The following is a 26,336-nucleotide window of genomic DNA, read 5'->3' as shown; positions in this document are numbered from 1 at the left end:
TGCGGCAGGGGACCCGCCGCGCGCCTGAGTACACGTACTCAGATGTGCCGGTCGGTTGTGCCGGTCGGTTGCGCCGGTCAGTTGTGCCGGTCGGTTGCGCCCGTCAGTTGTGCCATGCCGGGCGCCGGACAGGAGGGTGGCCACAGGCGCTCCAGCGATTCCCCGCGGGCGGGCGCCCCGTTCTCCCGCCGTTCTCCACCGCGCTGCCATGCGGGCGCCCGGCCGCGCTCCAGGCGCGGTGCAGACGCGGGCGCCTGGGCGGGCGCCCGGTCATGCGGGCCAGTAGCTGGTGCGCCAGGCGTGCGGCCCCGGCGTGCGCGGGGCGCGCGGCACGGTCCTGGCCGGGTCGGACCAGGCGGCGCGCGCGGCGGGCGGCCCTGGCGTTTCCGCGGCCGCCGCCGCGGCGGCCCTGGCCCGCACCACGGCGATGGCGACGGCGAGTTCCTCGGGGGTGGGGTTGCCCCGCAGTACCTTGATCAACGGACGTCCTCCTGACGGCCAGGGCTCACAGCGGAATGTTCCCGTGCTTCTTCGGCGGCAGCTGCTCGCGCTTGTTCCGCAGGGCGCGCAGGCCCCGCACCACGTGCCGGCGGGTCTCCGACGGCCTGATGACCGCGTCCACGTAGCCGCGCTCCGCGGCGGCGTACGGGTTGAGCAGCGCGTCCTCGTACTCCTCCGTGAGCCGGGCGCGTGTCGCCTCGCGCTCCTCGTCCGATTCGAGCGCCGCGAGCGTGCGCCGGTGCAGGATGTTCACCGCGCCCTGCGCCCCCATGACGGCGATCTGCGCCGTCGGCCAGGCCAGGTTGAGGTCGGCGCCCAGGTGCTTGGACCCCATCACGTCGTAGGCGCCGCCGAACGCCTTCCTGGTGATCACGGTGATCAGCGGGACCGTCGCCTCCGCGTACGCGTAGATCAGCTTGGCCCCGCGCCGGATGATGCCGTTGTACTCCTGGTCGGTGCCCGGCAGGAAGCCCGGCACGTCGACGAACGTCAGCACCGGCAGGTTGAACGCGTCGCAGGTCCGCACGAACCTGGCGGCCTTCTCCGAGGCGTTGATGTCCAGGCAGCCCGCGAACTGGAGCGGCTGGTTGGCCACCACGCCGACCGGGTGGCCCTCGACCCGGCCGAAGCCGGTGATGACGTTCGGCGCGAACAGCGGCTGCGTCTCCAGGAACTCCTGGTCGTCCAGCACGTGCTCGATCGCCTCGTGCATGTCGTACGGCTGGTTCGCCGAGTCCGGGATCAGCACGTCCAGCTCCGCGTCCTCCGCGGACTCCGCCAGATCGGCCTCCCGCGGGAAGGCGGGCGGGTCGGTCAGGTTGTTGGACGGCAGGTAGGACAGCAGCGCCCGCACGTACTCGAACGCGTCCTTCTCGTCGCCCGCCATGTGATGTGCCACGCCGGACAGGGTGTTGTGCGTGCGGGCGCCGCCCAGCTCCTCGAAGCCGACGTCCTCGCCGGTGACGGTTTTGATCACATCCGGGCCCGTGATGAACATGTGCGAGGTCTGATCGACCATCACCGTGAAGTCCGTGATCGCCGGGGAGTAGACGGCGCCGCCCGCGCACGGGCCGGTGATCAGCGAGATCTGCGGGACCACGCCCGAGGCGTGCACGTTGCGCCGGAAGATCTCCGCGAACAGCCCCAGCGCCGTCACGCCCTCCTGAATGCGCGCCCCGCCGCCGTCGTTGATCCCGATGACCGGACAGCCGGTCTTCAGCGCGAAGTCCATGACCTTCACGATCTTCTCGCCGTAGACCTCGCCGAGCGAGCCGCCGAACACGGTGAAGTCCTGCGAGTACACGGCCACCGGCCGGCCGTCCACGGTGCCGTAGCCGGTCACCACGCCGTCGCCGTAGGGGCGGTTGTGCTCGATGCCGAAGCCGGTCGCCCGGTGCCTGGCGAACTCGTCCAGCTCCGTGAACGAGCCCTCGTCGAGCAGCAGTCCGATCCGTTCGCGCGCGGTGAGCTTGCCCCTGGCGTGCTGCTTCTCCACGGCGCGCGCCGATCCCGCGTGCGTGGCCTCGGCGACCCGGTGCCCGAGGTCGGCGATCTTCCCCGCGGTGGTGTGGATGTTCTCGGCCACGGAAGCGGCTCCTCCATGTAGTCGGCGGCTGCTGATCCGTAGGCTAGCGGCGCGGCGTTCTGGCGCAGGTGCGGCGTTGGCCACACCGTAGGCTGGCCGCATGACTCCACCGTCGAGCCGCTGGTCCGACCTCGACCGCCCCCCGCTCGACGAGCGGGCCCTGCGCAGGGCGCTGATCCGGCCCGACGGGCTGTGGACCCGCCTGGACGTCGTGCCGCGCACCGGGTCGACGAACGCCGACCTGACCGCCGCCGTCCGCGCCGGCCGTGCCGCCGCGGGCACCGTGCTGGTCGCCGAGGAGCAGCACAGCGGCCGGGGGCGTCTGGACCGGACCTGGAGCGCGCCGCCGCGTTCCGGGCTGTTCTTCTCGGTGCTGCTGCGGACCGGGCCCGAGGTGCCGGACGAGCGGCTGAGCTGGCTGCCGCTGCTGGCCGGCGTGGCCACCGCCACCGCGCTGGCGCGCGCCGCGGGCGTGGACACGGCGCTCAAGTGGCCCAACGACGTGCTGGTGACCGTGGACGGCGAGGAGCGCAAGCTCGGCGGCATCCTCGCGGAGCGCGCCGAGGGCGGCACCGTGGTGCTCGGCATCGGGCTGAACGTGTCGCTGGGCGCGGCGGAGCTGCCCGTTCCCGGGGCCGGTTCGCTGCTGCTGGCCGGAGCCGTCTCGACGGACCGCGACCCGCTGCTGCGCGCGGTGCTGCGTTCCCTGGCCGACTGGTACACGCGGTGGACCGCGGCCGGCGGCGACCCGGCGGCCGCGGGCCTCCTCGACGCGTACGCGGCGGGCTGCGCCACGCTCGGCCGCCGGGTGCGGGCCGAACTGCCGGGCGGCGGCGAGGCGCGGGGCACGGCGGCGGCGGTCGACGGCGAGGGCAGGCTGGTCATCGAGGGTGACGACGGTGCCCGCCGGGAAGTGGCAGCGGCCGACATCATCCATCTCCGCGCGACGTGACATAGGGCACACCTGCCGTAGGGTTGGGCCTCATGACGAGCGACGCCTCCAGCCCGGTGGCCCGGGCGGAGAAGCTTGCGGGAAGGTCCGCGAGTGACGGGCGCGGCTGAGCGGAACGGTAGGGCAGTGCGCAGCGGAGGATTCTCTTCTCCTAGGGCGGGTGGCCGTGGCCGAGGGTGATCCGGACACGTCCGCGCCGGGGCCCGCGGCGGCCCCGGACAGGGACTCGGATACGGATACGGACGCGGACGCGGGCGCGCAAACGGACGCGGAGCACACGAACGACACCGTGGACGCCGAGAACATCGCACTGCGCATCGAGGAGCTGATCCTCGGTGCGGAACGGCAGTACACCCCGTTCCAGGCGGCCCGCGCCGCGGGCGTACCCATGGACCTCGCCTCGCGCTTCTGGCGGGCGATGGGTTTCCCCGACATCGGGCAGGCCCGGGTGCTGACCGAGTCGGACGTCCTGGCCCTGCGGCGGCTGGCCGGTCTGGTGGAGGCCGGGCTGCTGAGCGAGTCCATGGCCATCCAGGTCGCCCGCTCGACGGGCCAGACGACGGCCAGGCTCGCGGACTGGCAGATCGACTCGTTCCTCGAAGGGCTGACCGAGCCGCCCGAGCCCGGCATGACGCGCAGCGAGGTGACCTATCCGCTGGTCGAGCTGCTGCTGCCGGAGCTGGAGGAGTTCCTGATCTACGTGTGGCGGCGGCAGCTCGCCGCGGCCAGCGGCCGGGTGGTGCAGGCGCAGGATGACGCCGAGATGGTGGACCGGCGGCTCGCCGTCGGCTTCGCCGACCTGGTGGGCTTCACGCGGCTGACCAGGCGCCTGGAGGAGGAGCAGCTCGGCGAGCTGGTGGAGGCGTTCGAGACGACCGCGGCCGACCAGGTCGCCGCGCAGGGCGGGCGGCTGATCAAGACGCTGGGCGACGAGGTGCTGTTCGCGGCCGACGATGCGGGCACCGCGGCCGACATCGGGCTGCGGCTGGTGGAGACGCTCGGGGACGACCCGATGATGCCGGAGCTGCGGGTCGGCATCGCCTTCGGCACGGTGACGACGCGCATGGGCGACGTCTTCGGGACCACGGTCAACCTCGCCAGCCGGCTGACCTCGATAGCGCCCAAGAACATGGTCCTGGTGGACGGCGCCCTGCGGGACGAGCTGACGGCTGCGGGGCTCGCGCCGCAGTCGGAGAAGGCGGCGGACACGGACGAGGGCCGCGCCGCCGCGTACCGCTTCGCGCTCCAGCCGCTGTACCAGCGCCCGGTCCGCGGCCTCGGCATCGTCGAGCCGTGGCTGCTCGCCCGGCGGGGGTAGTCTGACGGGCCATGGAGACGCGCCGGTACGGGGAATGGGTCGTGGTCCAGCGGGACGGTCACGTGGCGGAGGTGCGTCTCGACCGGCCACGGGCCATGAACGCGATCTCCACCGAGCTGGCCCGGCGCCTCACGGCCGCCTGCGCCGACCTCGCGGCCGACCGTTCGGTGCGGGCGGTGGTGCTGGCCTCGACGCAGGAGCGGGCGTTCTGCGTGGGTGCCGATCTGAAGGAGCGCAACGGGCTGAGCGACGCCGAGTTCGGCCGGCACCGTACGGTGCTGCGGGCCGCGTTCACGGCGGTGCTCGACCTGCCGGTGCCCGCGGTGGCCGCGGTGGCGGGCTTCGCCCTCGGCGGCGGGTTCGAACTGGCGCTGTCCTGCGACCTGATCGTCGCAGACCCGACGGCCGTGGTGGGGCTCCCCGAGGTGACCGTGGGCGTCATCCCGGGCGGCGGCGGCACGCAGCTGCTGCCGCGGCGGGTGGGGGCGGCGCGGGCGGCGGAGCTGATCTTCACCGGGCGCCGCGTGGCGGCGGACGAGGCGCGGCGGCTCGGCCTGGTCGACGAGCTGACGGAGCCGGGCGGTGCGCGGGCGGCGGCGCTGGCCCTGGCCGCGCGGATCGCGGCCAACTCGCCGGTGGGCCTGCGCGCCGCGAAGCGCGCGCTGCGCACCGGCTCGGGGCTCGGGCTCCAGGCGGGGCTCGAAGTGGAGGACGCGGCCTGGCGCACGGTGGCTTTTTCGCCCGACCGGGCGGAGGGCGTGGCGGCGTTCAACGAGAAGCGCACGCCCGACTGGCCGGGCGAGTAGCGGGCGGGCTCCGGCGCACGTGCCGGTGGTGCCGCACCGGCGCGCGCGGGCGCCGGGCCGCGCTGGGCGGCGGCTCGCGCTCGTACGAAAGGGGCAGGGAGTAGTTGAAGGCTCCAAAGCGCGCGGAACGCTCCTAGCCTGGGCGTATGGGTGACGAGAGCCGGCTGCGGGCCGTCCTGGAGCTGGCGCAGAGCATGGCGGCCGCGCACGGTCTTCCCGAGGTGGCGCAGGCCGCCGCCGCGGGGGCAAGGGAGGCGCTGGGCGGGACGTTCGCGGCGATGTCCGTCTGGGAGCGCGAACGCGGGCGGCTGCGGGTCCTGGTGAACACCGGGGAGCTGGGGGAGGGGGAGGAGGAGTTCCCGGCCGACGAGTCGTATCCGGTGCGGGACTTCCCCGAGATCACCGAGTTCTTGCACGAGCGCTGGGCGCGTGGCGGCGAGGAGCGGGCCTGGGTGGAGTCGGCGTCCGGGCCGCGCGGCAGCCGCCGGGCGGCGGCGCTGCGCCGCCGCGGGCGCGGTTCGTGCGTGGTGGCGCCGATCGTGCTGCACGGGCGGGCGTGGGGCGAGCTGTATGTGGAGCGCGGCCGGGGGGCCGCCGTGTTCGGGCGGGCGGACGCCGACTTCGCGTCGGTGCTCGCGGCCGTGATCGCGGCCGGGCTCGTCCAGTACGAGCGGCTGGCGGAGGCGCGGCGGCTGGCGTTCACCGATCCGCTGACCGGCCTCGCCAACCGCCGCGCGGTGGACATACGCCTGGACGAGGCCCTGGAGGAGCACCGGCTCACGGGTGCCCGGGTCAGCCTGGTGGTGTGCGACATCAACGGCCTGAAGCGGGTCAACGACACCTACGGCCACGCCATGGGCGACCGGCTGCTCGAACGGTTCGGCACGGTGCTCTCGCTGTGCGGTGCGGCGGTGCCGGGGGCGCTGGCCGCGCGGCTCGGGGGGGACGAGTTCTGCCTGCTCGCGGTGGGCCCGGAGGCCGCGGAGGTGGAGCGGGCCGCGGCGGAGATCTGCCGCAGGGCGCGCGAGCTGGACATCGGGGAGGGCGTCGCCTGCGGAATGGCGTCGACGGGGGACGCGATCGGGCCGCTGCGCTCGGCGCGCCGGCTGTTCCGGCTCGCGGACGCCGCGCAGTACCAGGCGAAGGCCGCGGGCTCCACGGCGCCCGTCGTCGCGGGCCGGGGCGGGGCGCGCGACGTGGTCGTCGCCCTGGCGGACGCTCCGGGCGCGGGCGGACCGCAGCGCCGCCGCTTCCGCGGGCGGCCGGCGGCCCGTTCCCCACGCCCCGGTGATGACGGATGCCGATTCACTCCTTAGGCTCCCTGAATATGTCCATGCAGATCCTGGTGCGTCCCTCCGGCACCTCCTTCGACGACGTCATCGCGGTGGCCCGGCACGGCGCCCGGGTCGGCCTGTCAGACGAGGCGCTCGCCGCCATGGCCGCGGCCCGGCGCGTCGTCGACGGGCTCGCCGCCGGGCCCGAGCCGGTCTACGGCGTCTCGACCGGCTTCGGCGCGCTCGCCGTGCGCCACATCGGGCCCGAGCTGCGCGAGCGGCTCCAGCGCAACATCGTCCGTTCGCACGCCGCGGGGCTCGGGCCGCGCGTCGAGCGTGAAGTGGTGCGCGCGCTGATGTTCCTGCGGCTGAAGACGGTCGCCTCGGGACACACCGGCGTGCGCCCCGAGGTCGCCGCCACGATGGCCGCCGTGCTGAACGCGGGGCTCACCCCCGTCGTCCACGAGCACGGCTCCCTCGGCTGCTCGGGCGACCTCGCGCCGCTCGCCCACTGCGCGCTGACCCTCCTCGGCGAGGGGGAGGCCGAGGGGCCGGACGGCACCGTGGGCCCGGCGGGCCCGCTGCTCGCCGCGCACGGCATCGCCCCGGTCGAGCTGCGGGAGAAGGAGGGGCTCGCGCTGCTCAACGGCACGGACGGCATGCTCGGCATGCTGATCATGGCCTGCGCCGACCTCGGCCGCCTGCTCACCTCGGCCGACGTGACCGCCGCACTGACCCTGGAGGCGCTGCTCGGCACGGAACGCGTGCTCGCCCCCGAGTTGCACGCCCTGCGCCCGCACCCGGGCCAGGCCGCGAGCGCCGCCAACATGCTGCGCGTGCTGGCCGGTTCCGGTCTCACCGGGCACCACCAGGACGACGCCCCCCGCGTCCAGGACGCCTACTCGGTGCGCTGCGCGCCGCAGGTCGCGGGGGCGGCCAGGGACACCCTCGCGCACGCCAGGACCGTAGCGGAGCGCGAGCTGGCGGCGGCCGTCGACAATCCGGTGGTGGTGGACGGGCGGGTGGAGTCCAACGGGAACTTCCACGGCGCGCCCCTGGGGTACGTGCTGGACTTCCTGGCGATCGCGGCTGCCGACCTGGCCTCGATCACCGAGCGGCGCACGGACCGGCTGCTCGACCGCAACCGTTCGCACGGGCTGCCGCCGTTCCTCGCCGAGGACGCGGGGGTCGACTCGGGGCTGATGATCGCCCAGTACACGCAGGCGGCGCTGGTCGGTGAGCTGAAGCGGCTGGCGGTGCCCGCGTCCGTCGACTCGATCCCGTCCTCGGCGATGCAGGAGGACCACGTGTCCATGGGCTGGGCCGCCGCCCGCAAGCTGCGGACCGCGGTGGACGGACTCGGGCGGGTGGTGGCCGTCGAGCTGTACGCGGCGACGCGGGCGCTGGAGCTCAGGGAGGGCCTGGCGGGCCGGGGACTGCGCCCGGGGCCCGCGGCGCTCGCGGTCATCGGCGCGGCCCGCGCCGCGGGGGTGGCCGGGCGGGGGGAGGACCGTTATCTGGCGCCGGATTTGGCGGCCGCGGAGCGCTTCGTGCGGGGCGGAGGGCTGATCGAGGCGGCCGAGTCGGCGGCCGGGCCGCTGGCCTGAACGCGGGGGCGGCGGGTCGGCTACTGATCCGGCTCGACGTGCGGCTGTGTGTGCTCGACCGGCATGACGCCCGAGGTGCCGTCGGCGTCGTCCCCGTCGGCGTGGGCCGAAGGCAGCAGCCAGACGAGGCCGAGCACGCCGGCCGCCACGGCGCTGCATATCAGCGGGCGGCGGTCCGGGCGGTGAGGGTGACCGTCCATGGGGAGCGATGTTACGGGCCCGTGCGGGTCGCGGGGAAGAGGTGACGGCCGGGCGCCTTACCCTCCGGGGCATGAGTGATGAACTGAGCAGTGGGGAACCCGGCGAGGAGACGCGGCGCGTCCGTGTCCGGGTGGAGATGGTGCTGGAGATCACGGAGCCCGACGAGTTGATCAGGGCCGCGTGGGCGCGCATCGAGGGCGACGCGCTGATGCCGCCGGAGGAGCGGGACCAGGCGGCGCAGGCCGTCTCCAGGGACGAGGCGGAGGCCGTGGCCTACCTCATCGACCCGGTCGACCTGGTCGGGGACGTGCCCGGGGTGGTGCTCGCCCAGGCGTCCTGGAGCAGCGAGCCCGCGGAGCTTGACGAGGACGGCGGCTGGGAGGACGAGGACGAGGAGGACTGACCGAGCGGCATCGAACTGGCGAGCTATCGCATGGGTTCACTTAGAGTGGAACCGGCTGCCGCCTTATCACGTTCTCCCCCATGTGTCCTCAGGGAGAGGCGGCAGCGGACGGAGTGGCGATCGGATGAGGGACGGGATGCGGCGCAAGGGCCTGATAACGGCGGCGGCGCTGCTCAGCGGGGTGCTGACACTGTCGGCATGCGGCGGCGGCGGGGACGACGAGCCTTCCGACCAGGGGGGTGAGAGCAGTGAGCAGTCGGACGCGGACCGTGCCGCGGAGGACGCGGACACGTCGACCGCGGTGATTTCCATTACTCCCGAGGACGCGGCGGACGGCGTCGGGATCAATGACGACGTACAGGTCTCGGTCGAGGAAGGCACGCTCGACGAAGTGGTCATGACGGCCACGGAGAGCGGCTCCGAGGTGGCCGGGACGATATCCGGGGACCAGACCAGCTGGGCGCCCGACGCCCAGCTGGACCGCGGTACCAGGTATCAGCTGGCCGTCAGGGCCAGCGACGGCGAGGGACGCGAGGCGCACCAGAGCACCACGTTCACCACCGTCTCCCCGGAGAACAGCTTCACCGGGTACTTCACTCCCGAGGACGGCGAGACCGTCGGCGTGGGCATGCCGGTCTCGCTCAACTTCGACAAGCCCATCGAGAACCGCGCGGAGATCGAGGCCGCGGTCGAGATCAACACCAGCTCCGGCCAGGAAGTGGTGGGGCACTGGTTCAGCGACACCCGGCTCGACTTCCGGCCCGAGGACTACTGGCGGGCCAACAGCGAGGTGACCGTCGCGCTCGGCTTCGACGGGGTCGACGCGGGCGCGGACGTCATCGGCTGGCAGGACCGCAGCTTCTCCTTCACCGTGGGGCGCGCCCAGGTCAGCACGGTCGACGCGGAGAGCCACCAGATGGAGGTCGTGCGCGACGGGGAGCCGCTGCGCACCATCCCGATATCCGCCGGCAGCGCGGAGAACCCGACGTACAACGGCATCATGGTGATCTCCGAAAAGCTCAAGGAGACCCGGATGGACGGCGCCACCGTCGGCTTCACGGACGACGACGGCGAGGGCGAGTACGACATACCCGACGTGCCGCACGCGATGCGGCTGTCGACCTCCGGCACGTTCATCCACGGCAACTACTGGGCCGCCAACAGCGTTTTCGGCTCCAGCAACACGAGTCACGGCTGCATAGGGCTCGCGGACGCGCAGGGTGCCGACGATCCGGACAAGGACGGCGCCTGGTTCTTCGAGGAGTCGCTCCGCGGCGACATCGTCACCGTGGTGAACTCGCCGGACCGCGAAATCCAGCCGGACAACGGGCTCAACGGCTGGAACATGAACTGGGCCGACTGGCAGGCGGGCAGCGCCCTCTGACGTTCTCCGTCCAGCTCCACCACCCGCACCAGGAAACCCGGTCCCGCCCAGGGGCCGGGTTTCCTCATGTGCACCGTTCGCCCTGGCCGCCGATCTCCAACTGCCGTCCGCCGAGGCCGGCGTCCCCGCGCGACACCGCCGCGCCGCCCGCCGTGGCGGTGCGGCAGGGCCCGCCTCAGCGCTGGGAGAACGACCGCTCGCCGTGGACCGCCAGCTCGGCGAGGACCCGCTCGGGGTCGCCCGCCTCGATCAGGTCGAACAGGTGGCGGTGACGTGCGACGTGCACGTCGAGGTCTTCGTAGTACCGCTCCCGCACGAACAGGTTGCGGGCCATGCACAGCAGCAACTGCCGGTGCAGCGAGGCATATATCTCGTTGATCCGCCGGTGCCCCGCGAGGGCCACGATCGAGGCGTGGAACGCGTAGCCGCTCTCCACCAGCCTGGCGCGGTCCTCGGCGCGGGCGCTCTCCTCCATCCGCTCCAGTGCCGCGCGGCAGGCGGTCAGCCGCGCCGGGACGCGCACCGGCACGCCCAGCTCGATCGCCGTGCGCTCCAGGGCCGAGCGCAGCGTCAGGATCTCGTAGACGTCCTGATCGGTCAGCGTGGCCACGGTCGCCCCGCGCCGCGGCTGGACGACGATCAGGCCCTCCTGTTCCAGCAGGCGCATCGCCTCCCGCAGCGGCGGCCGGCTGATGCCGAGCCGCTCGGTCAGCGACAGCTCGATCAGCCTTTCCCCGGGGCCGAGTTCGCCCGAGAGGATCATTTTCCGGATGGCCCCCGCCGCGAGGTGGACGAGGCTCGGGGGGTTCAGCTGATCGCCGTCGCTGGCGGGCTGGGATGCCATGGAGCAGCCTTTCGGGAGGTCTTCGGCTCGCGGTGACTGATGACAACCTCCATCGTTCCAGGGTCTTGCCACCGCCGGATGACTATTGTAGACAATAGTTCACCCAGCCCAATCGCTGGGACCGAATCGATGGGGATGAGATTCCATGGAGACTGCTGAACTGCTGCGCCTCTTCGACGGCCTGCGCGTCGCCGACGTACGGGACGGCCTCGACTGGGCCGGACTGCACGCGAAGGGCACCGTGTCGCCGGAGGTGAAGCCGCTCTGGCAGGGCGCCACCATGACGGGCATCGCCCGCACCATGCGGCTGCGCCCCTCGGAGAAGGCCGTGCCGCCGCTGACGCCCGAGGAGTACACCGGATGGGCGGGGCGCTGGTACCGGGAGATCTACCCGAACAAGATCACGTCCACCATCCAGCAGGGCGAGATCGTCGTCATCCAGTCCGCCGGCCTCCCCGTCGGCGAGGTCGGGTCCAACAACTCGCTCGAGTGGCACGCGGCCGGCGCCACCGGCGTGCTGACCAGCGGCGGGGTCCGGGACACCGACGAGTGCATCATGCAGGAGGTGCCGATCTTCTGCCGGTACCGCGCGCAGAGCATGGTGCAGGGCCGGGTGGAGTTCGACTCCCTCCAGGTGCCGGTCGACATCGGCGGCGTGCTGATCCGGCCGGGCGACATCGTCGTCGCGGACGGCGACGGCGTGCTCGCGGTGCCCGTGGAGCACGCCGGGACCGTCGCGAAGTACGCGCGCCAGGAGCTGGAGAACGACATGCGCGGCCGTCGCGCGCTGTACGAGAAGCTCGGCCGCCCGCTGGACGCCTCGGTCCAGTGATCAGCCAAGCAACCACCCGTATCGGCTTCGCCGGGCTCGGCAACCTCGGCCGGCCGATGGCCGAGGCGCTGCTGGCCGCGGGCTGGCACGTGTCGCTATACGACCGGGCGCCCGGCCGCGCCGATGCCCTCGCCGGGCCGGGCGCCCGCCCGGTCGCCGAGGCGGACGACCTCGCCGACTGCGGCGTGATCGCGCTCGCCGTTCCCGACGACGCCGCGGTCGGCAGCGTGCTCGGCACGCTGCTGCCGCGGCTCGCGGAGGGTGCCCTGGTGCTGGTGCACAGCACGGTCCTGCCCGCGACGGCGCGCGACCTGGCGGCGCGCGCCGCCGACCGCGGCGTCGGCCTCCTCGACGCGCCGGTCAGCGGCGGCGCCGAGCGCGCCGCCCGCGGGGACCTGGCCGTGATGGCCGGGGGCGCGGCCGAGGTGTTCGAACGGGCCCGCCCCGTCCTCACCGCGGTCGGCAGCCAGGTGCGCCACGTCGGCCCGTCCGGGGCCGGTTCGGCCGCCAAGCTCGCCAACCAGCTGATGATGTTCGCCGCGCTGGCCGGTGCCCACGAGGCGCTGGACCTGGCCGCCGCCTACGGGGTCGCCGAGCAGGACGTGCTCGCCGCGGTCTCGGGCGGGCTCGGCGACTCGTGGGTGGCCCGCAACTGGGGCTTCTTCGACGAGGTCGCCGAAGCGTACGACGCGGGCGGCACGCCCGTGGCCGAACGCCCCTGGAGCAAGGACCTGTGGGAGGTGACCTCCGCGGCCCGCGCCGCGGGCGTGGCCGTTCCGGTCGCCGGGCTCCTGGCCCAGATCATGGCCGACCGCGTGGAGCAACACGCGCGGTCCGCGCGGCGGCGCTGACGCGCCGCGAGCCGCACCAACGCCCCTGCGGAGGTTTTGCGATGAAGGAAAACGTTGCGGGCGGGGCCGGGAGAACCGCCGAGCGGCTCCCCCGGCCCGCGACACAGCAGCCCATAGCAGTCCGCGGACGCGGCCGGCGCGCCGCGGGGGACAACCGGGCCGCCTACGCGTTCCTCACCCCCTGGCTCATCGGGATGGCGGTTTTCACGATCGGCCCGATGCTGTTCTCGCTCTATCTGGCGTTCACCAGGTACGACCTGTCCAGCGCCCCCGAGTGGATCGGCCTGGACAACTTCCGGCGCATGTTCACCACGGACCCGCGGTTCTTCGACTCGGTGGACGTGACACTGACCTACGTCCTGTGGTCGGTACCGCTGCTGCTGGCCGTCTCGCTCGGCCTCGCGATGCTGCTCAACCGCGGCATGCGGTTCCTGACGGGCTACCGGGCGCTGTTCTACATGCCGTCGCTCATCGGCGGCAGTGTCGCCGTCGCGGCGCTGTGGCGCCAGATCTTCGGCGAGGAGGGCATCGTCAACAAGGCGCTGGCCGCCGTCGGCATCGATCACGGCAGCTGGGTCGGCGACCCGGGCTCCGCGCTGTACACGATCGTGGTGCTCCAGGTCTGGACGTTCGGCTCCGCCATGGTCATCTTCCTCGCCGGGCTGCGCCAGATCCCGCAGGAGCTGTACGACGCGGCGGCCGTGGACGGCGCAGGCCCCGTGCGCCGCTTCCGCAGCGTCACGCTGCCGATGCTGTCGCCGCTGGTGTTCTTCAACCTGCTGCTGAGCGTCGTCAACGCCTTCCAGGCGTTCACCGGCGCCTACGTCGTCAGCAACGGCACCGGCGGCCCCTCGGACTCGACCCTCTTCTACACGCTCTACCTCTACGAACAGGGCTTCGCCCAGCTCAACATGGGCTACGCGGCGGCGATGGCCTGGGTGCTGGTCCTCGGGCTCGCGGTGTTCACCGGGCTCCTCTTCCTCAGCTCCCGGTACTGGGTCCACTACGGAGACGAACGATGACCACGACCACGACCACGCCCCGGGCCGCGCCCCCGCGCCGCCCGCGCCGGCTCCTCTTCGGCAACCGGCCCACGCGCAGCCCGCTGCTGCGCGCGCTGGTCAAACACAGCGTCATGATCATCACGCTGGTGCTGATGCTCTACCCGCTGCTGTGGATGGTCGGCGCCTCCTTCCGCCCGGACAACCAGGTCTTCAGCACCCTCGGCCTGTTCACCGGGGACTTCACCACCGACAACTACCGCAACGGCTGGACCGGCGGCGACCAGCTGAACTTCTCCCGCTTCTTCTTCAACTCGCTGACGCTGACCGTGCTGTGCATCGCCGGCAACCTGATCAGCTGCTCGCTGACGGCCTACGCGTTCGCCCGGCTCGACTTCCGTTTCAAGAAGACGCTGTTCGCGCTGGTCATCGGCACCCTGCTGCTGCCGTACCACGTCACGCTCGTCCCGCAGTACATCCTGTTCAACCAACTCGGCTGGGTGAACTCCTTCCTGCCGCTCGTCGTGCCCAAGGTCATGGCCACGGACGCGTTCTTCATCTTCCTGATGGTGCAGTTCATCCGTGCCCTGCCGCGCAGCCTCGACGACGCCGCGCGCATCGACGGCTGCGGCCACTGGGGCATCTTCCGCCGGGTGATCGTGCCGCTGTCCATCCCGGCGTTCGGCACCACCGCCCTGTTCACGTTCATCAACACCTGGAACGACTTCCTCGGCCCCATGCTCTACCTGACCGAGCCCGGCACCTGGACCGTGTCGCAGGGCCTCGCGTCGTTCCTCGACGCCACCGGCCAGTCGGCCTACGGCTCCCTGTTCGCCATGTCGACGCTCTCCCTCGTGCCGGTGCTCGGCTTCTTCATCGCCGCCCAGAAGCTGCTGGTCGAGGGCATCGCCACCAGCGGGCTGAAGTGAGGACACGATCATGAGATTCCGCTCCGTGGCGGCCCTCGCCACCGCCGGCCTGCTGACTCTGCTGACGGCCTGCGGCCAGAGCCTGCCCGACCACACCGAGGACGAACTGCGCGGCCAGGGCGAGGTCTCCGGCGACATCCGGTTCTCCTGGTGGGGCTCCGCCTCGCGCAACGAACGCACCAACGCGGTCGCCGACGCCTTCGAGGAGGAGTTCCCCGGCGCCGGAGTGAAGCGCGAGGCCGCCGACTTCGGCAACTACTTCAAGCGCCTGAACGTTCAGGGCGCGGGCCGGAACATGCCCTGCGTCACCCAGCTCCAGGCGCGCACGCTCGGCGACTTCACCGACCGCGACGCGCTGCTGCCCCTCGATCCGATGATCGAGTCCGGCGCGATCGACGTCAGCGACATCCCCGAGGCCGTCCTCGACACCGGCCGCGGGCCCGACGGCAAGCTCTACATGCTGCCGACCGGCGCGGCCTACGACGCGCTGATGGTCAACGAGACGCTGGCCGAGGAGGCCGGCGCCCCGCTGCCGGAGCCCGGCTACGACTGGGAGGACTACATCGACTTCCTGCGCCGCGCCGACGCGGGCCTGCCCGAAGACATCGCCGCCACCTCGCTGCGCGGCGGCCTGCCCAACTTCTTCATCGCCTACGTGCAGGGGCGCGGCGAGAACATGTTCGACGGTAACCAGCTCGGGTTCTCCAAGGAGCTGCTGACGGAGTACTGGCAGATGTGGCAGGACATCACCGAGGAGGGCCTGACCAACTCGCCCGCCGCCAACTCCGAGGAGCCGACCTCGCCCGAGGCCGGCTACCTCGCGCAGGGCGATGTCCTCAGCGACAACCGGCCGGGCAATGCCCTCACCCCCGCCCAGGGCACCCTCGACGGCGCGGGCGAGGGCCAGCGGCTGACGACGCTGCCGCTGCCCGGCGGCCCCGCAGGACCCGGCAACGTGCTGATCACCTCCGGCATGGCGATCCCGCGCAACTGCGGCAACGTGCCCACCGCCGCCGCGTTCATCGACTTCTGGGCCAACGACGAGCGCAGCGGCGACATCTACGCCTCGGACAACGGCGCCGTCACCAACACGCGCCTGCTCCAGCGCCAGCTGGACGATCCGGAGCTGCCCGACCTGAAGAAGCGGGAGCTGACCCTCTACCAGGACATCGTCGCGAACGATCCGCCGATCGTCCTCTACCCGCCCGGCTACATGGCCGTCTTCGAATCCGCGTTCACCCGCGCCTACGACGACGTCGCCTTCGGCAGCGCGACCGTCCCGGAGGCCGTCGACACGTTCTTCGCCGAGGCCAACGCCGGCCTCGCCTCCTGAGACCGCCCGGGCAGCCACCCCGCACCCCCCCCAGCACGCCGATCACACGGAGAGCACCATGAACGACCGGACGGACCCCGACGGCGACGCCGCGCTCGCCGGCCTGCGCGTCGTCGACCTCACCCAGGTCATGGCCGGGCCGTACTGCACCATGATCCTCGCCGACCTCGGCGCGGACGTCATCAAGGTCGAGAACCCGGGCGGCGGCGACCAGACCCGCCACTCCTGGGGCGAGACCGGCGAAGGGCGCGACTCCACCGCGTTCTTCGCCCTCAACCGCAACAAGCGGAGCGTCTGCCTCGACCTCAAGACCGAGCAGGGCCTGGCCGACCTGCACGACCTGGTGCGCACGGCCGACATCGTCGTGCACAACTGGCGGCCCGGCGTCGCCGAACGCCTCGGCGCCGACTACGAGACCCTGTCCGCCCTCAACCCCGGGCTCATCTACGCCAGCGTCTCCGGCTTCGGCAGCAGCGGCCCCTACGCGCAGCGCCCCGGTTACGACCTGATCGCGCAGGGCATGACCGGCGCGATGAGCGTTACCGGCGAGCCCGGCGGCCGGCCCGTCAAGAACGGGCTGCCCGTCGGCGACCTCGGCGCCGGGCTGCTGATGGTCGGCGGCATCCTCGCCGCCTGCCTCTACCGGCAGCGCACCGGCCGCGGCCAGTGCGTGGAGACCTCCCTCTACGAGGCGATCATCGCCATGTCGGTGTGGGAGTCCACCGAGTACTGGGCGACCGGCGAGCCCCCGGCCCCCCTCGGCTCCGCCAACCGCATGTCCGGCCCGTACCAGGCCCTGCGCACCCGCGACGGCCACCTCACCGTCGGCGCGAACAACCAGCGCCTGTGGCACGGGCTCTGCGGCGCGCTCGGCCTGGAACACCTGGCCGGCGACCCGCGGTTCGCCACCAACATGGACCGCATGGACCACCGCGACGAGCTGGCCGCGCTGCTGGAGGAACGGCTGGCCGACGACGACACCGCGGCCTGGGTGGACGCCCTGCTCGCCGCGGGCGTTCCGGCGGGGCCGATTCTCGACTACGCGCAGGTCCTCGACGAGGACCCGCACGTCAAGGCCCGTGGCCTGGTCCGGGAGATGGACCACCCGGTGGCGGGGCGCGTGAAGGTGCTCGGCCCGCCACTGACGCTCGGCGCGAGCCCCGCGACCCTCCGCAGGCACCCGCCGCTCATCGGCGAGCACACCGAGGAAGTGCTCGCGGAGATCAGGCGCACGGCGCCGCGCGCGGAACGGCGCGGGGAACGGTCCGGGGAACGGCCCGGGGAACCGGCGCGTCGGCCCGACGGCGAGGAGGCGTAGTGAACGGCGAGGTCCTGGCCGTGCGCGACGGCACATGCGTCCGCATCACGCTGTCCAACCCCGAGCGGCGCAACGCCCTCACCTTCCCCATGTACGACCAGCTCGCCCAGGCGTGCGACGTCGCCGACGAGCCGGGCGTGCGCGCCGTGGTGCTGCGCGGCGCGGGCGGCCGGGCGTTCGCCGCGGGCACCGACATCAGGCACTTCACGGAGTTCGGCGCCCACGGCGACGCCGGCCGTGACGGCCTCGACTACGAGCGGCGCGTCGGCCGCGTCCTCGACCGGCTGCTGCGCCTGCGCGCGCCCCTGCTCGGCGTCGTCGAAGGCCCCGCGGTGGGCGGCGGCCTCGCCCTGGCCGCCGCCTGCGACGTGCTGCTCGCCACCCCGGACGCCGTGTTCGGCGCGCCCATCGCGCGCACCCTCGGCAACTGCCTGCCCGCGCCCGTCATCGCCCGGCTGAAGGACCGCCTCGGCGCCGGGCGCACCATGGCGATGCTGCTCACCGCCGAAACGCTGGCCGCCGAGGAGGCCCGCGCCGCGGGCTTCGTGCACCGTGTCGTCCCCCGCGGGGAACTGGACGAGCACGCCGCGGCCCTCGTCGAACGGCTGGTCACCTCCGCCCCGTTGACGCTGGCTGCCGTCAAGGAGACCGACCGGCGGCTGCTCGCCGCGACCGCGCCCGCCGACACCGACGACCTGCTGCGCCGCACCTACGGCAGCGCCGACTTCGCCGAAGGCGTCCGCGCCTTCCTCGACCACCGCACGCCCCGCTGGGAAGGCCGCTGATGACCGCAGACCCGCCCGTCGCCGCCGCGGCGCCCGTCATCGACTCCCACCACCACTTCTGGCGCGTCGCGCGCCAGCACCAGGCGTGGCGCACGGCAGAACACCACGCCATCGAGCGCGACTACGACCCGGCGGACCTGCGGGCCGAACTGGCCGCCGCGGGCGTCGACGCCACCGTGCTCGTCCAGTCCGTGGACACCGAGGAGGAGAACGACCGCCTCGCCGCCTACGCCACGCGGGCCGCCGACTACGTGGCCGCCGTCGTCGGCTGGCTGCCGCTCGCCGCGCCCGACGCGGCGCGCGCGGAACTGGCGCGGTTCACCCACCCGCTGCTGCGCGGCGTGCGCACCCTCGTCGCCCGCGACCCGCTGGACTGGCTCACCGCGCCCGGGTCCCTCGCCCTCTTCCGCGACCTCGCCGACCGCGGCCTGACCTGGGACGTCGTCCCCCTCACCCCGGAACAGGTCCGCAACATCACCGCGCTCGCCGAGGCCGTTCCCGGGCTGCGCATCGTCGTCGACCACCTCGCCCGCCCCCCGGTCGAGACCGGCGAGCGCGCGCCGTGGGCCGCCCGCCTGGCCGCACTTGCCGCGCAGCCAGGGGTCGCGCTGAAGGTGTCCGTCGGCATCGACGTGCTGACCGCCTGGCCGCGCTGGGACGCCGACGCGCTGCTGCCGTACGTGGCGCACGCCGTCGAGGTGTTCGGGCCCGAGCGGCTGATGCTGGCGAGCAACTGGCCGGTGGTGCTGCTGCGCCGCGACTACGGGGGCGCGCTGGCGGACCTCACCGCCGTACTGTCCCGGGCAGGGGTCGGAAAGGACGGCCTCGCCCAGATCCGCGGCGCCACCGCCGCCCGATGGTACGGAGTGCAGACCTGATGACCGTGCGTTCCTTCGAAGGCCACCACCCCGAACTCGCCCCCGGCGCCTGGCTGGCACCCGGCGCCACCGTCATCGGCGCCGTGCGCGTCGGGCAGGACGCGGGCCTCTGGTACGGGTCCGTCGTCCGCGCCGACGCGGAACGCATCGACATCGGCCCCGGCAGCAACGTCCAGGACGGCTGCGTCCTGCACGCCGACCCCGGATTCCCCGCCCTCGTCGGCGCCGGCGTCTCCATCGGGCACCGCGCCGTCGTGCACGGCTGCACCATCGAGGACGACGTACTGATCGGCATGGGCGCCGTGCTGCTCAACGGGGCGCACGTCGGCCGCGGTTCGCTGATCGCCGCGGGCACCGTCGTCCTCGCGGGCACCCGGGTGCCGCCCGGCTCGCTCGTCGCGGGCGTACCGGGGAAGGTGCGCCGCGAGCTGACCGCCGAAGAAATCGCCGACATCCGCCGCAACGCCACCCACTACCGTGAACTGGCCCGCCGTCACGCCGTAACGGAGTCATGACCATGGACCTGCTCGACCACTCCGCCGCGATACTCCCCGAGGACGCCGACCGCGCTGTCCTCATAGCCCGCCTCCACGACCCGCAGGACGGCGGCCCCTCGGTCGCCGTCCTGCGCGGCGGGGACCTCGCCGATCTCACCCCGCTCGCCCCCACCGTCGCCGACCTGCTCGACCACCCCGACCCGGCCGCGTTCGCCGCCACCGCGCCCGCCGCGCGGACCTGGCCCGCCGCCGACGTCCTGCACGCCACCCTCACCGGCCGCCGCGACGTGCCGCACTACCTCGCGCCCTGCGACCTCCAGGTGCTGAAGGCGTGCGGCGTCACGTTCGTCCGCAGCATGATCGAACGGGTCATCGAGGAGCGCGCCGCGGGCGACCGGGCGCGTGCCGCCGCGGTGCGCTCGCGGGTGCGCGAGGTCATCGGCGGCCACATCGGCGACCTCGTGCCCGGCTCTGAGGCCGCCGCGCGCGCCAAGGACGTGCTGATCGCGGAGGGCCTGTGGTCGCAGTACCTGGAGGTCGGCATCGGCCCCGACGCGGAGGTCTTCACCAAGGCCCCGGTGCTCTCCGCGGTCGGCGTCGGCTCGGACGTCGGCATCTGGAGCCGCTCCACGTGGAACAACCCGGAACCCGAACTCGTCCTCGCCGTCGACTCCCGCGGCCGGGCCGTCGGCGCCACCCTCGGCAACGACGTCAACCTGCGGGACGTCGAGGGGCGCAGCGCCCTGCTGCTCGGCAAGGCCAAGGACAACAACGCCTCGTGCTCCCTCGGGCCGTTCATCCGCCTCTTCGACGACGGCTTCACCATCGACGACGCGCGGGCCCTGGATATCTCCCTGACCATCACCGGCACCGACGGCTTCGCCCTGGAGAGCGTCAGCTCGCTCGGCGAGATCAGCCGCGACCCCCTGGACCTGGTCGCCCAGACCACCGGCGCGCTCCACCAGTACCCGGACGGGATCATGCTGTTCACCGGAACGATGTTCGCGCCCACGCACGACCGCGACGCCCCCGGCGAGGGCTTCACCCACCACCTCGGCGACGTGGTACGGATCTCCGCGCCGCACCTCGGCACGCTGGTGAACACCGTCGCGCACAGCGAGCAGGCACCGCCCTGGACGTTCGGCATCCGCGCGCTCATGGCCAACCTCGCCGGCCGGGGCCTGCTGTGAGCCGAGTCGTCGTCACCGACCAGGCGTTCGGCGATGTCCGCCACGAACGGGCGGTCGCCGCCCGCTTCGCGGCGGACTTCGCCGAGCACCACTGCACCACCGAGGACGAGACCGTCGGCGCCGTCCGCGGCGCCGACGTCGCCTTCGTCAACTTCGCCCCGATGACGCGGCCCGCCCTGGCCGCCCTGAAGCCCGGCGCCACCGTCATCCGTTACGGCATCGGCTACGACAACGTCGACGTGAGTGCCGCCCGCTCCCTCGGCGTGCGCGTCGCCAACGTGCCCGACTACGGCACCGACACCGTCGCCGACCACGCCACCGCCGCCCTGCTCGCGCTGCTGCGGCGGCTGTCCGTCTACGACCGGGCCATCCGCGACCACGGCTGGTGCGCCCCCGGCGACGCCGGGCCGCTGCCCAGCTTCGCCGCCACCACCGTCGGGCTCGTCGGCACCGGCCAGATCGGCCGCGCCGTCCACGCCAGGCTCCGCACGTTCGGCTTCCACGTCCTGGCCACCGACCCCTTCGCCGACCCCGCCGGCGGGCCGGAGGACCCCGAGTTCGTCGCCCTGCCCGAGCTGCTGGCCCGGTCCCACGCCGTGTCGCTCCACGCCCCCGCTACCCCGGACACCCACCACCTGATCGGCCCGCGGAACATCGCCCGCATGCGGCCGGGGGCCGTTCTCGTCAACACCTCGCGCGGCGCCCTCGTCGACACCGCCGCCCTGGCCGCCGCCCTGCGCACCGGCCACGTCGCGGCGGCGGCCCTCGACGTGTTCGACCCCGAGCCGCTGCCGGCGGACTCGCCGCTGCGCGGCCTGCCCAACGTGCTCCTCACCCCGCATGCCGCGTTCTACTCGACCGAATCACTCGACGCCCTCCAGCGCCTCGCCGCGGACGAGGCCGCCCGCGCCCTCGCGGGCGAACCCCTGCGCTGCCAAGTGGCCTGACGCCCCGTCCGGCCCGCCCGCCCCGCCCGCCTGCCCCGTCAAGCCCCGCCCGTGCTCTCCGGCGGCCATTCGGCTCAAACCCCGTTATTTCTGCTGATCACAGGGAACCCATGCGGGAGCCGTCGACGACGAGGTGAGGGAGCGGCTGCATGTTGGTGCTGGTGGTCGCCCACCTCGGCGTCGCCGCGCTGGTGCCGCTGCTGGCGCCGCGCCTGGGCCGCGCGGCGTGGGCCGTCGCGGCGCTCCCGCCGCTGGCCACCCTCGTATGGGCATTCACCCGCGCGGGCCGCGTGCTCGACGGCGAGCCCCAGCACGAAAGCCTCGCCTGGGTACCCGCCCTCGGCCTGCGCCTCGACGTGCGGCTCGACCCGCTGTCGCTGCTGATGGTGCTGATCGTCAGCGGCATCGGGGCCCTGGTCCTCGCCTACGGCGCCTACTACTACCGCGACCGCGACGCGGGCCGGGAGGCCGGCTGGCTGCTGGCGTTCGCCGGGGTCATGCTCGGCCTGGTCGTCGCCGACCACCTGCTGCTGCTCTACACCTTCTGGGAACTCACCACCGTCGTCTCCTTCCTCCTCATCGCCGGCCGCAGACCCGGCACGGAACGGCGCCGCGCCGCCGAACAGGCCCTGCTGACAACCGTCCTCGGCGGCCTGACGATGCTGCTCGGCCTGATCATGCTCGGCCGGGCCGGGGACAGCTACCGGCTCTCCGAACTGATCGCGGACCCGCCGCGCGGCGGGTACGTCCCGGTGGCCCTGGTACTGATCCTCGTCGGCGCGTTCACCAAGTCGGCGCAGATGCCGTTCCACTCCTGGCTGCCCGTCGCCATGGTCGCGCCCACCCCGGTCAGCGCCTACCTGCACGCCGCCGCCATGGTCAAGGCCGGCGTGTACCTGGTGGCGCGGCTGGCGCCCGGCTTCGCCGACGTCGCGCCCTGGCGCCTGCTGGTCCTCACCGCGGGCCTCACGACGATGGTGCTCGGCGCCTGGCGGGCGCTGCGCGAGAAGGACCTCAAACGGCTGCTGGCCTGGGGCACCATCAGCGAACTCGGCATGCTGATCGCGCTGCTCGGCGCCGGCACCAGAACCGCGGCAGTGGCCGGTGCCGTCATGCTGCTCGCGCACGCGCTGTTCAAGTCCAGCCTCTTCATGGTCACCGGCGTCATCGACCACCAGGCCGGAACCCGCGACCTGCGGCGGCTGTCCAGGCTCGGCGCCCGACTGCCCGCCACCTGCGCCGTCGCCGTGCTCTCCGCCGCCTCCATGGCGGGGCTGCCGCCACTGCTCGGCTTCATCGGCGAGGAGGCCCGCTACGACGCCTTCCTGCATGGCGGCGTCGCGGGCGTGCCGTGGACCCCGCTCGCCCTGTTCGCCGGCTCGGTGCTGACCGTCGCCCTGTCCGCGCGGTACCTGTGGGGCGCGTTCGCGGCGAAACCCGGCCTGCCCGACACGCCCGCGCGCCGACCGGCCGCCGCGTTCCTCGCGCCCGCGGCGGTGCCGGCCGCGCTCGGCGCGGCGCTCGGCCTGCTGCCCGGCGTCACCGACGGCCTGACCGGCCCGTACGCCGACGCCTACCAGCCGCCCGCCGGTGACAAGCCGTACCACCTGGCGCTGTGGCACGGCTTCACCTGGGTTCTGGGACTGTCCGTCCTGACCCTGCTGCTCGGCCTCGCGATGCACCTCGGCCGCCGCGGGATGGCCGCGTTCAGGTCCTCGCTGCCGCGGCTGCCCGACGCGCAGCGCGGGTACCGCGCGGCGATCCGCGGGCTCGGCGCGTTCGCCATCCGCTTCACCCGCGTCACGCAGGTCGGCTCGCTGCCGTTCTATCTCACCGTCGTCCTCGCCACGGTCGTGCTGCTCTCGTTCGTCTCTCTGCTGTCCGGCGCCTCCCCGACCGGCCACGTCGACCTGTGGCGGTCGTGGACCGAACTCGCCCCCGCCGCCATCGTCCTCGGCGCCGCCGTCGCGGCCACGATGATCCGCCACCGGCTGGCGGCCGTGCTGCTCACCGGCGCCGTCGGCTACGGCGTGGCCTGCCTCTTCGTGGCGCGCGACGCGCTGGACCTGGCGCTCACCCAGTTCCTCGTGGAGTCCCTCACCCTCGTCGTCATCGTCCTGGTGCTGCGACGGCTGCCGCCGCGGTTCACCCCGGAGAGCCCGTCGGCCAGGGGCCGCTGGGTGCGCGCCGCGGTCGCGCTGGCCACCGGCACGCTGGTGGCGGTGTTCGCGCTCGTCGCGACGCAGGCGCGGCGCGACGGCTCCGACGCCCCCGACTATGCGCGGCACCTCGCCGAGACCGGCAGCGAGAACGCCGTGAACGCGATCATCGTCGACTTCCGTGCCCTGGACACCCTCGGCGAGATCTCCGTCCTCCTCGTCACCGCGATCGGCGTGGTCAGTCTCGTGCGGGTCTGGGGCGGCGAGGACGCGGAGCCGGGCCAGACCGCGCCCGTGACCGGGCCCCAGGAGCCGCCCGCCTACGCACGTGACCAGCCGCCGGAACGGGCGCCCGCCGCCCGCTGGGACCAGCCGCGCCAGCACTGGCTGCCCGGCGCGGCGGAACGCCCCGGCGCCGAACGCTCCGTGGCGATGGAAGTCCTCACCCGCGTGCTGTTCCCCTCCATCCTGGTCTTCTCCGTCTTCCTGCTGTTCTACGGCCACTACGGGCCGGGCGGCGGCTTCGCCGGCGGGCTGGTCGCCGGGCAGGCGTTCGTGCTGCGCTACCTCGTCGGCGGGCGCACCGACCTGGGTCTCGTCGCGCCCATCGACCCCGGCATCGTGGCGGGCGGCGGCCTCGTCCTGGCCGCCGGAACCGGGCTCGTGCCGCTCGCCTTCGGCGGTGAACCCCTGTCCGCCACGACCTGGCTGCACGTCAGCACGTCCATCAGCTTCGACATCGGGGTGTACGTGCTGGTCGTCGGCGTGATCCTCAAGCTGCTGTCCGCCGCGGAGGGAGCGCGAGCCTGATGAAGAGCCTCGACCTGACCATGGCGGTGGTGGTGGGCGGCCTGTTCGCCGCCGGCGTCCACCTGATGCTCCAGCGGTCCCTGACGCGCATTCTGCTCGGCTTCATCGTGCTGGGGCACGGCACCAACCTGCTGCTGCTGACCACCGGCGGCGCCGACCCGCTGCCCCAGGCCATGGCGCTGACGGCCATCGTCATCACCTTCGGCGTCACCACCTTCCTGCTCGCGCTCGCCTACCGGTCCTGGCGGCTGTCGGGGCACGACGAGGTGCCCGACGACATCGAGGACCGCCGCATCGGCGACGTCAGGGAACGCGCCGACACCGAGCCGACCGCGGACGTCGAGGACGACGAGGACGAGGACGAGGGCGACGACGGCTTCGGCCGCGGCCCCCGCGCCCGCGGTCCCGTCGGCTCCGTCGGCTCCGGCGACAGGCGAGGGGAGGAGGCCGGATGACGTGGCTGGTCTCGCTGCCGGTGATGCTGCCGATCCTCGCGGCCGGCATCGCGCTCGGCCTGTCGCGTCACGGCTTCGCGCAGCGGCTGCTGACCGTGCTGGTGCTGTCGGCGGTCTTCGTCGACGCCGTGCTCCTGCTCGTCGCCGTGGACCGCGACGGCCGCGCTGAGGTCGCGTTCGGCGGGTGGGCACCGACCCTCGGCATCACGCTCGCCGCCGACCTGCTGTCCGCGCTGCTGCTGGCGGTGGCGGTGCTGGTCGCGCTCGCCGTGCTGCTGTTCGCCATCGGGCAGGGCACGCCGGACCGTGCCGGCTCCTCGATCGTCCCGTTCCACCCCGCGTATCTGCTCCTCGTGAGCGGCGTGAGCCTGGCCTTCCTCTCGGGCGACCTGTTCAACCTGTTCGTCGCGTTCGAAGTGATGCTCGCCTCCTCCTACGTGCTGATCACGCTGAACGCCGGAGCCGCGCGCGTGCGCGCCGGCATGACGTACACGATGACCAGCCTCATGTCCTCGCTCCTGTTCCTGACGGCCGTCGCCCTGATCTACGCGGCCACCGGCACCGTCAACCTCACCGAACTGGCCGAGCGGACCGCGGGGCTCGACGACGGCGTGCGCTCGGCGCTCGGCGCCTTCCTGCTCGTGGTCTTCGCCATCAAGGCCGCCGTCGTGCCGCTGCACTTCTGGCTCCCCGACGGCTATCCCACCGCCCCGGCGCCGATCACCGCGGTCTTCGCGGCGCTGCTCACCAAGGTCGGCGTCTACGCGATGATCCGCACCCAGTCGCAGCTCTTCCCGCGGGAGGACACGTGGTGGCTGGTGGCCGGCGCGGCGGTGCTGACGATGCTCGTCGGCATCCTCGGCGCCATCGCCCAGGACGACATCAACCGGCTGCTGTCCTTCACCCTCGTCAGCCATATCGGGTTCATGCTGTTCGGCATCGCGCTCTTCGATGTCGCGGGCTTCACCGGCGCCATCCTCTACATCATTCATCACATCGTCGTGCAGGCCGGGCTGTTCCTCGTTGCGGGACTGGTGGTGGCCAGAACCGGCACCGCGGCGCTGCACCGTCTCGAATCCCGCGACTCCTCCGAGGGCGCCGGCGCGGCCGAGCGGCACGGAACTCCTCCCGTCGTCACCGCCCTCTTCCTGCTGCCCGCGCTGAGCATGGCCGGTATCCCGCCCTTCTCCGGATTCATCGCCAAATTCGCCCTGCTGAAGGCCGCGGTCGCCGACGGCGGAACCGCCGCCTACCTGATGTCCGCCGCCGCGCTCGTCACCAGCCTGCTCACGCTGTACGCCATGGTCCGGGTGTGGCGCGCCGTCTCCTCGCCGGTCGCCGGGCCCTCCGGCCACCAGCGGCTGACCGTCGGCGCCACCGCGGGCATCGTGCTCGTCGGCCTGGCCATCGCGGCCGGAGCCGGACCGCTGGCCGAGCTGAGCGAACGCGCCGCCCACGACCTGCTCGCCCGCTGAG

At 73.3% G+C, this 26,336-nt stretch carries 25 protein-coding genes; 21 read left to right on the top strand and 4 right to left on the bottom strand.

Annotated features, from left to right (window positions below; genetic code table 11):
* Positions 1-270: 270 nt before the first annotated feature.
* Together RM779_RS31070 and RM779_RS31065 are read right to left on the bottom strand one after the other, a co-directional pair.
* The gene (locus RM779_RS31070; RefSeq protein WP_311621125.1) at positions 271-480 is read right to left on the bottom strand and encodes an acyl-CoA carboxylase epsilon subunit; all 210 of its coding nucleotides are present in this window, start codon (positions 478-480) and stop codon (positions 271-273) included.
* A 25-nt stretch (positions 481-505) separates the two neighbouring features.
* Positions 506-2,188 (bottom strand): acyl-CoA carboxylase subunit beta, encoded by a 1,683-nt coding sequence (locus RM779_RS31065; protein ID WP_394813430.1) that lies wholly within the window; start codon positions 2,186-2,188, stop codon positions 506-508.
* Here RM779_RS31065 and RM779_RS31060 point away from each other — a divergent pair.
* From RM779_RS31060 to hutH, 5 genes are all read left to right on the top strand, one after another.
* Positions 2,187-3,038 (top strand): biotin--[acetyl-CoA-carboxylase] ligase, encoded by an 852-nt coding sequence (locus tag RM779_RS31060; RefSeq protein WP_311621123.1) that lies wholly within the window; start codon positions 2,187-2,189, stop codon positions 3,036-3,038. The genes RM779_RS31065 and RM779_RS31060 overlap by 2 nt on opposite strands.
* Before the next feature lie 289 nt (positions 3,039-3,327).
* The gene (locus RM779_RS31055) at positions 3,328-4,356 is read left to right on the top strand and encodes an adenylate/guanylate cyclase domain-containing protein (RefSeq protein ID WP_311621164.1); all 1,029 of its coding nucleotides are present in this window, start codon (positions 3,328-3,330) and stop codon (positions 4,354-4,356) included.
* A gap of 11 nt (positions 4,357-4,367) precedes the next feature.
* The gene (locus RM779_RS31050; protein ID WP_311621122.1) at positions 4,368-5,162 is read left to right on the top strand and encodes an enoyl-CoA hydratase/isomerase family protein; all 795 of its coding nucleotides are present in this window, start codon (positions 4,368-4,370) and stop codon (positions 5,160-5,162) included.
* Between the two features lie 146 nt (positions 5,163-5,308).
* Positions 5,309-6,478 (top strand): GGDEF domain-containing protein, encoded by a 1,170-nt coding sequence (locus RM779_RS31045; RefSeq protein ID WP_311621121.1) that lies wholly within the window; start codon positions 5,309-5,311, stop codon positions 6,476-6,478.
* Between the two features lie 17 nt (positions 6,479-6,495).
* On the top strand, positions 6,496-8,043 hold the full coding sequence (gene hutH / locus RM779_RS31040; RefSeq protein WP_394813434.1) for a histidine ammonia-lyase: 1,548 nt from the start codon (positions 6,496-6,498) through the stop codon (positions 8,041-8,043).
* Positions 8,044-8,063: 20 nt separating this feature from the next.
* Here the strand turns inward: hutH and RM779_RS31035 are convergent, their stop codons facing one another.
* A complete protein-coding gene (locus RM779_RS31035) occupies positions 8,064-8,243 on the bottom strand; it encodes a hypothetical protein (RefSeq protein ID WP_143659474.1) in 180 nt (59 codons plus the stop codon).
* 71 nt (positions 8,244-8,314) lie between these two features.
* Here RM779_RS31035 and RM779_RS31030 point away from each other — a divergent pair, with 71 nt between their 5' ends.
* Positions 8,315-8,647 (top strand): hypothetical protein, encoded by a 333-nt coding sequence (locus tag RM779_RS31030; protein WP_311621119.1) that lies wholly within the window; start codon positions 8,315-8,317, stop codon positions 8,645-8,647.
* Positions 8,648-8,771: 124 nt separating this feature from the next.
* Positions 8,772-10,031: a L,D-transpeptidase gene (locus RM779_RS31025; RefSeq protein WP_311621118.1), complete on the top strand. Its 1,260-nt coding sequence runs from the start codon at positions 8,772-8,774 to the stop codon at positions 10,029-10,031.
* A gap of 175 nt (positions 10,032-10,206) precedes the next feature.
* Here the strand turns inward: RM779_RS31025 and RM779_RS31020 are convergent, their stop codons facing one another.
* Positions 10,207-10,875, bottom strand: a complete 669-nt coding sequence (locus tag RM779_RS31020) for a GntR family transcriptional regulator (RefSeq protein ID WP_077059384.1) — start codon at positions 10,873-10,875, stop codon at positions 10,207-10,209.
* A gap of 145 nt (positions 10,876-11,020) precedes the next feature.
* On the opposite strand from RM779_RS31020, the gene RM779_RS31015 reads away from it, so the two are divergent.
* The 14 genes from RM779_RS31015 to RM779_RS30950 all read left to right on the top strand — a co-directional run bounded on the left by RM779_RS31015 (position 11,021) and on the right by RM779_RS30950 (position 26,335).
* On the top strand, positions 11,021-11,707 hold the full coding sequence (locus RM779_RS31015) for an RraA family protein (RefSeq protein ID WP_311621117.1): 687 nt from the start codon (positions 11,021-11,023) through the stop codon (positions 11,705-11,707).
* Positions 11,704-12,558: an NAD(P)-dependent oxidoreductase gene (locus RM779_RS31010; protein WP_311621116.1), complete on the top strand. Its 855-nt coding sequence runs from the start codon at positions 11,704-11,706 to the stop codon at positions 12,556-12,558. Before RM779_RS31015 ends, RM779_RS31010 begins: the two co-directional genes overlap by 4 nt.
* A gap of 41 nt (positions 12,559-12,599) precedes the next feature.
* Positions 12,600-13,580, top strand: coding sequence for a carbohydrate ABC transporter permease (locus tag RM779_RS31005; protein ID WP_311621115.1), 981 nt, complete (start codon positions 12,600-12,602; stop codon positions 13,578-13,580).
* Positions 13,577-14,488 (top strand): carbohydrate ABC transporter permease, encoded by a 912-nt coding sequence (locus tag RM779_RS31000; protein WP_311621114.1) that lies wholly within the window; start codon positions 13,577-13,579, stop codon positions 14,486-14,488. The genes RM779_RS31005 and RM779_RS31000 overlap by 4 nt, the downstream gene beginning before the upstream one ends.
* Positions 14,489-14,498: 10 nt before the next feature.
* On the top strand, positions 14,499-15,821 hold the full coding sequence (locus RM779_RS30995; protein ID WP_311621113.1) for an ABC transporter substrate-binding protein: 1,323 nt from the start codon (positions 14,499-14,501) through the stop codon (positions 15,819-15,821).
* A 58-nt stretch (positions 15,822-15,879) separates the two neighbouring features.
* Positions 15,880-17,139: a CaiB/BaiF CoA transferase family protein gene (locus tag RM779_RS30990; RefSeq protein WP_311621112.1), complete on the top strand. Its 1,260-nt coding sequence runs from the start codon at positions 15,880-15,882 to the stop codon at positions 17,137-17,139.
* Positions 17,139-17,924: an enoyl-CoA hydratase gene (locus tag RM779_RS30985; RefSeq protein ID WP_311621111.1), complete on the top strand. Its 786-nt coding sequence runs from the start codon at positions 17,139-17,141 to the stop codon at positions 17,922-17,924. Before RM779_RS30990 ends, RM779_RS30985 begins: the two co-directional genes overlap by 1 nt.
* Positions 17,924-18,802, top strand: a complete 879-nt coding sequence (locus tag RM779_RS30980) for an amidohydrolase family protein (protein ID WP_311621110.1) — start codon at positions 17,924-17,926, stop codon at positions 18,800-18,802. Before RM779_RS30985 ends, RM779_RS30980 begins: the two co-directional genes overlap by 1 nt.
* Positions 18,802-19,317: a gamma carbonic anhydrase family protein gene (locus RM779_RS30975; RefSeq protein WP_311621109.1), complete on the top strand. Its 516-nt coding sequence runs from the start codon at positions 18,802-18,804 to the stop codon at positions 19,315-19,317. The genes RM779_RS30980 and RM779_RS30975 overlap by 1 nt, the downstream gene beginning before the upstream one ends.
* A 2-nt stretch (positions 19,318-19,319) precedes the next feature.
* The gene (locus tag RM779_RS30970) at positions 19,320-20,489 is read left to right on the top strand and encodes a fumarylacetoacetate hydrolase family protein (protein ID WP_394813433.1); all 1,170 of its coding nucleotides are present in this window, start codon (positions 19,320-19,322) and stop codon (positions 20,487-20,489) included.
* Entirely contained in the window at positions 20,486-21,436 is a 951-nt protein-coding gene (locus tag RM779_RS30965) for a C-terminal binding protein (protein ID WP_311621107.1), read from the top strand. The genes RM779_RS30970 and RM779_RS30965 overlap by 4 nt, the downstream gene beginning before the upstream one ends.
* A 149-nt stretch (positions 21,437-21,585) precedes the next feature.
* Complete coding sequence (locus tag RM779_RS30960; protein WP_311621106.1) at positions 21,586-24,405, top strand: Na+/H+ antiporter subunit A; 2,820 nt, start codon at positions 21,586-21,588, stop codon at positions 24,403-24,405.
* Positions 24,405-24,860, top strand: a complete 456-nt coding sequence (locus RM779_RS30955; RefSeq protein WP_311621105.1) for an NADH-quinone oxidoreductase subunit K — start codon at positions 24,405-24,407, stop codon at positions 24,858-24,860. The genes RM779_RS30960 and RM779_RS30955 overlap by 1 nt, the downstream gene beginning before the upstream one ends.
* On the top strand, positions 24,857-26,335 hold the full coding sequence (locus tag RM779_RS30950) for a proton-conducting transporter transmembrane domain-containing protein (RefSeq protein ID WP_311621104.1): 1,479 nt from the start codon (positions 24,857-24,859) through the stop codon (positions 26,333-26,335). Before RM779_RS30955 ends, RM779_RS30950 begins: the two co-directional genes overlap by 4 nt.
* Position 26,336: the final 1 nt, after the last annotated feature.

The organism is Streptomyces johnsoniae, assembly GCF_031845565.1.
Taxonomy (GTDB): Bacteria; Actinomycetota; Actinomycetes; order Streptomycetales; family Streptomycetaceae; genus Streptomyces; species Streptomyces johnsoniae.
The sequence above is the reverse complement of the archived record's forward strand: the minus strand, read 5'-3'. Positions and strand labels throughout refer to the sequence as shown.

Bases quoted from the DNA above. Each gene is read 5' to 3' on its own strand.
- RM779_RS30960 (WP_311621106.1), top strand. From the start codon at position 21,586: ATGTTGGTGCTGGTGGTCGCCCACCTCGGCGTCGCCGCGCTGGTGCCG.
- RM779_RS31035 (WP_143659474.1), bottom strand. From the start codon at position 8,243: ATGGACGGTCACCCTCACCGCCCGGACCGCCGCCCGCTGATATGCAGC.
- hutH (WP_394813434.1), top strand. From the start codon at position 6,496: ATGCAGATCCTGGTGCGTCCCTCCGGCACCTCCTTCGACGACGTCATC.
- RM779_RS30970 (WP_394813433.1), top strand. From the start codon at position 19,320: ATGGACCTGCTCGACCACTCCGCCGCGATACTCCCCGAGGACGCCGAC.
- RM779_RS30975 (WP_311621109.1), top strand. From the start codon at position 18,802: ATGACCGTGCGTTCCTTCGAAGGCCACCACCCCGAACTCGCCCCCGGC.
- RM779_RS31045 (WP_311621121.1), top strand. From the start codon at position 5,309: ATGGGTGACGAGAGCCGGCTGCGGGCCGTCCTGGAGCTGGCGCAGAGC.
- RM779_RS30955 (WP_311621105.1), top strand. From the start codon at position 24,405: ATGAAGAGCCTCGACCTGACCATGGCGGTGGTGGTGGGCGGCCTGTTC.
- RM779_RS31020 (WP_077059384.1), bottom strand. From the start codon at position 10,875: ATGGCATCCCAGCCCGCCAGCGACGGCGATCAGCTGAACCCCCCGAGC.
- RM779_RS31015 (WP_311621117.1), top strand. From the start codon at position 11,021: ATGGAGACTGCTGAACTGCTGCGCCTCTTCGACGGCCTGCGCGTCGCC.
- RM779_RS31000 (WP_311621114.1), top strand. From the start codon at position 13,577: ATGACCACGACCACGACCACGCCCCGGGCCGCGCCCCCGCGCCGCCCG.
- RM779_RS30980 (WP_311621110.1), top strand. From the start codon at position 17,924: ATGACCGCAGACCCGCCCGTCGCCGCCGCGGCGCCCGTCATCGACTCC.
- RM779_RS30995 (WP_311621113.1), top strand. From the start codon at position 14,499: ATGAGATTCCGCTCCGTGGCGGCCCTCGCCACCGCCGGCCTGCTGACT.
- RM779_RS31005 (WP_311621115.1), top strand. From the start codon at position 12,600: ATGAAGGAAAACGTTGCGGGCGGGGCCGGGAGAACCGCCGAGCGGCTC.
- RM779_RS31050 (WP_311621122.1), top strand. From the start codon at position 4,368: ATGGAGACGCGCCGGTACGGGGAATGGGTCGTGGTCCAGCGGGACGGT.
- RM779_RS30950 (WP_311621104.1), top strand. From the start codon at position 24,857: ATGACGTGGCTGGTCTCGCTGCCGGTGATGCTGCCGATCCTCGCGGCC.
- RM779_RS31025 (WP_311621118.1), top strand. From the start codon at position 8,772: ATGAGGGACGGGATGCGGCGCAAGGGCCTGATAACGGCGGCGGCGCTG.
- RM779_RS30990 (WP_311621112.1), top strand. From the start codon at position 15,880: ATGAACGACCGGACGGACCCCGACGGCGACGCCGCGCTCGCCGGCCTG.
- RM779_RS31060 (WP_311621123.1), top strand. From the start codon at position 2,187: ATGACTCCACCGTCGAGCCGCTGGTCCGACCTCGACCGCCCCCCGCTC.
- RM779_RS31065 (WP_394813430.1), bottom strand. From the start codon at position 2,188: ATGCGGCCAGCCTACGGTGTGGCCAACGCCGCACCTGCGCCAGAACGC.
- RM779_RS31030 (WP_311621119.1), top strand. From the start codon at position 8,315: ATGAGTGATGAACTGAGCAGTGGGGAACCCGGCGAGGAGACGCGGCGC.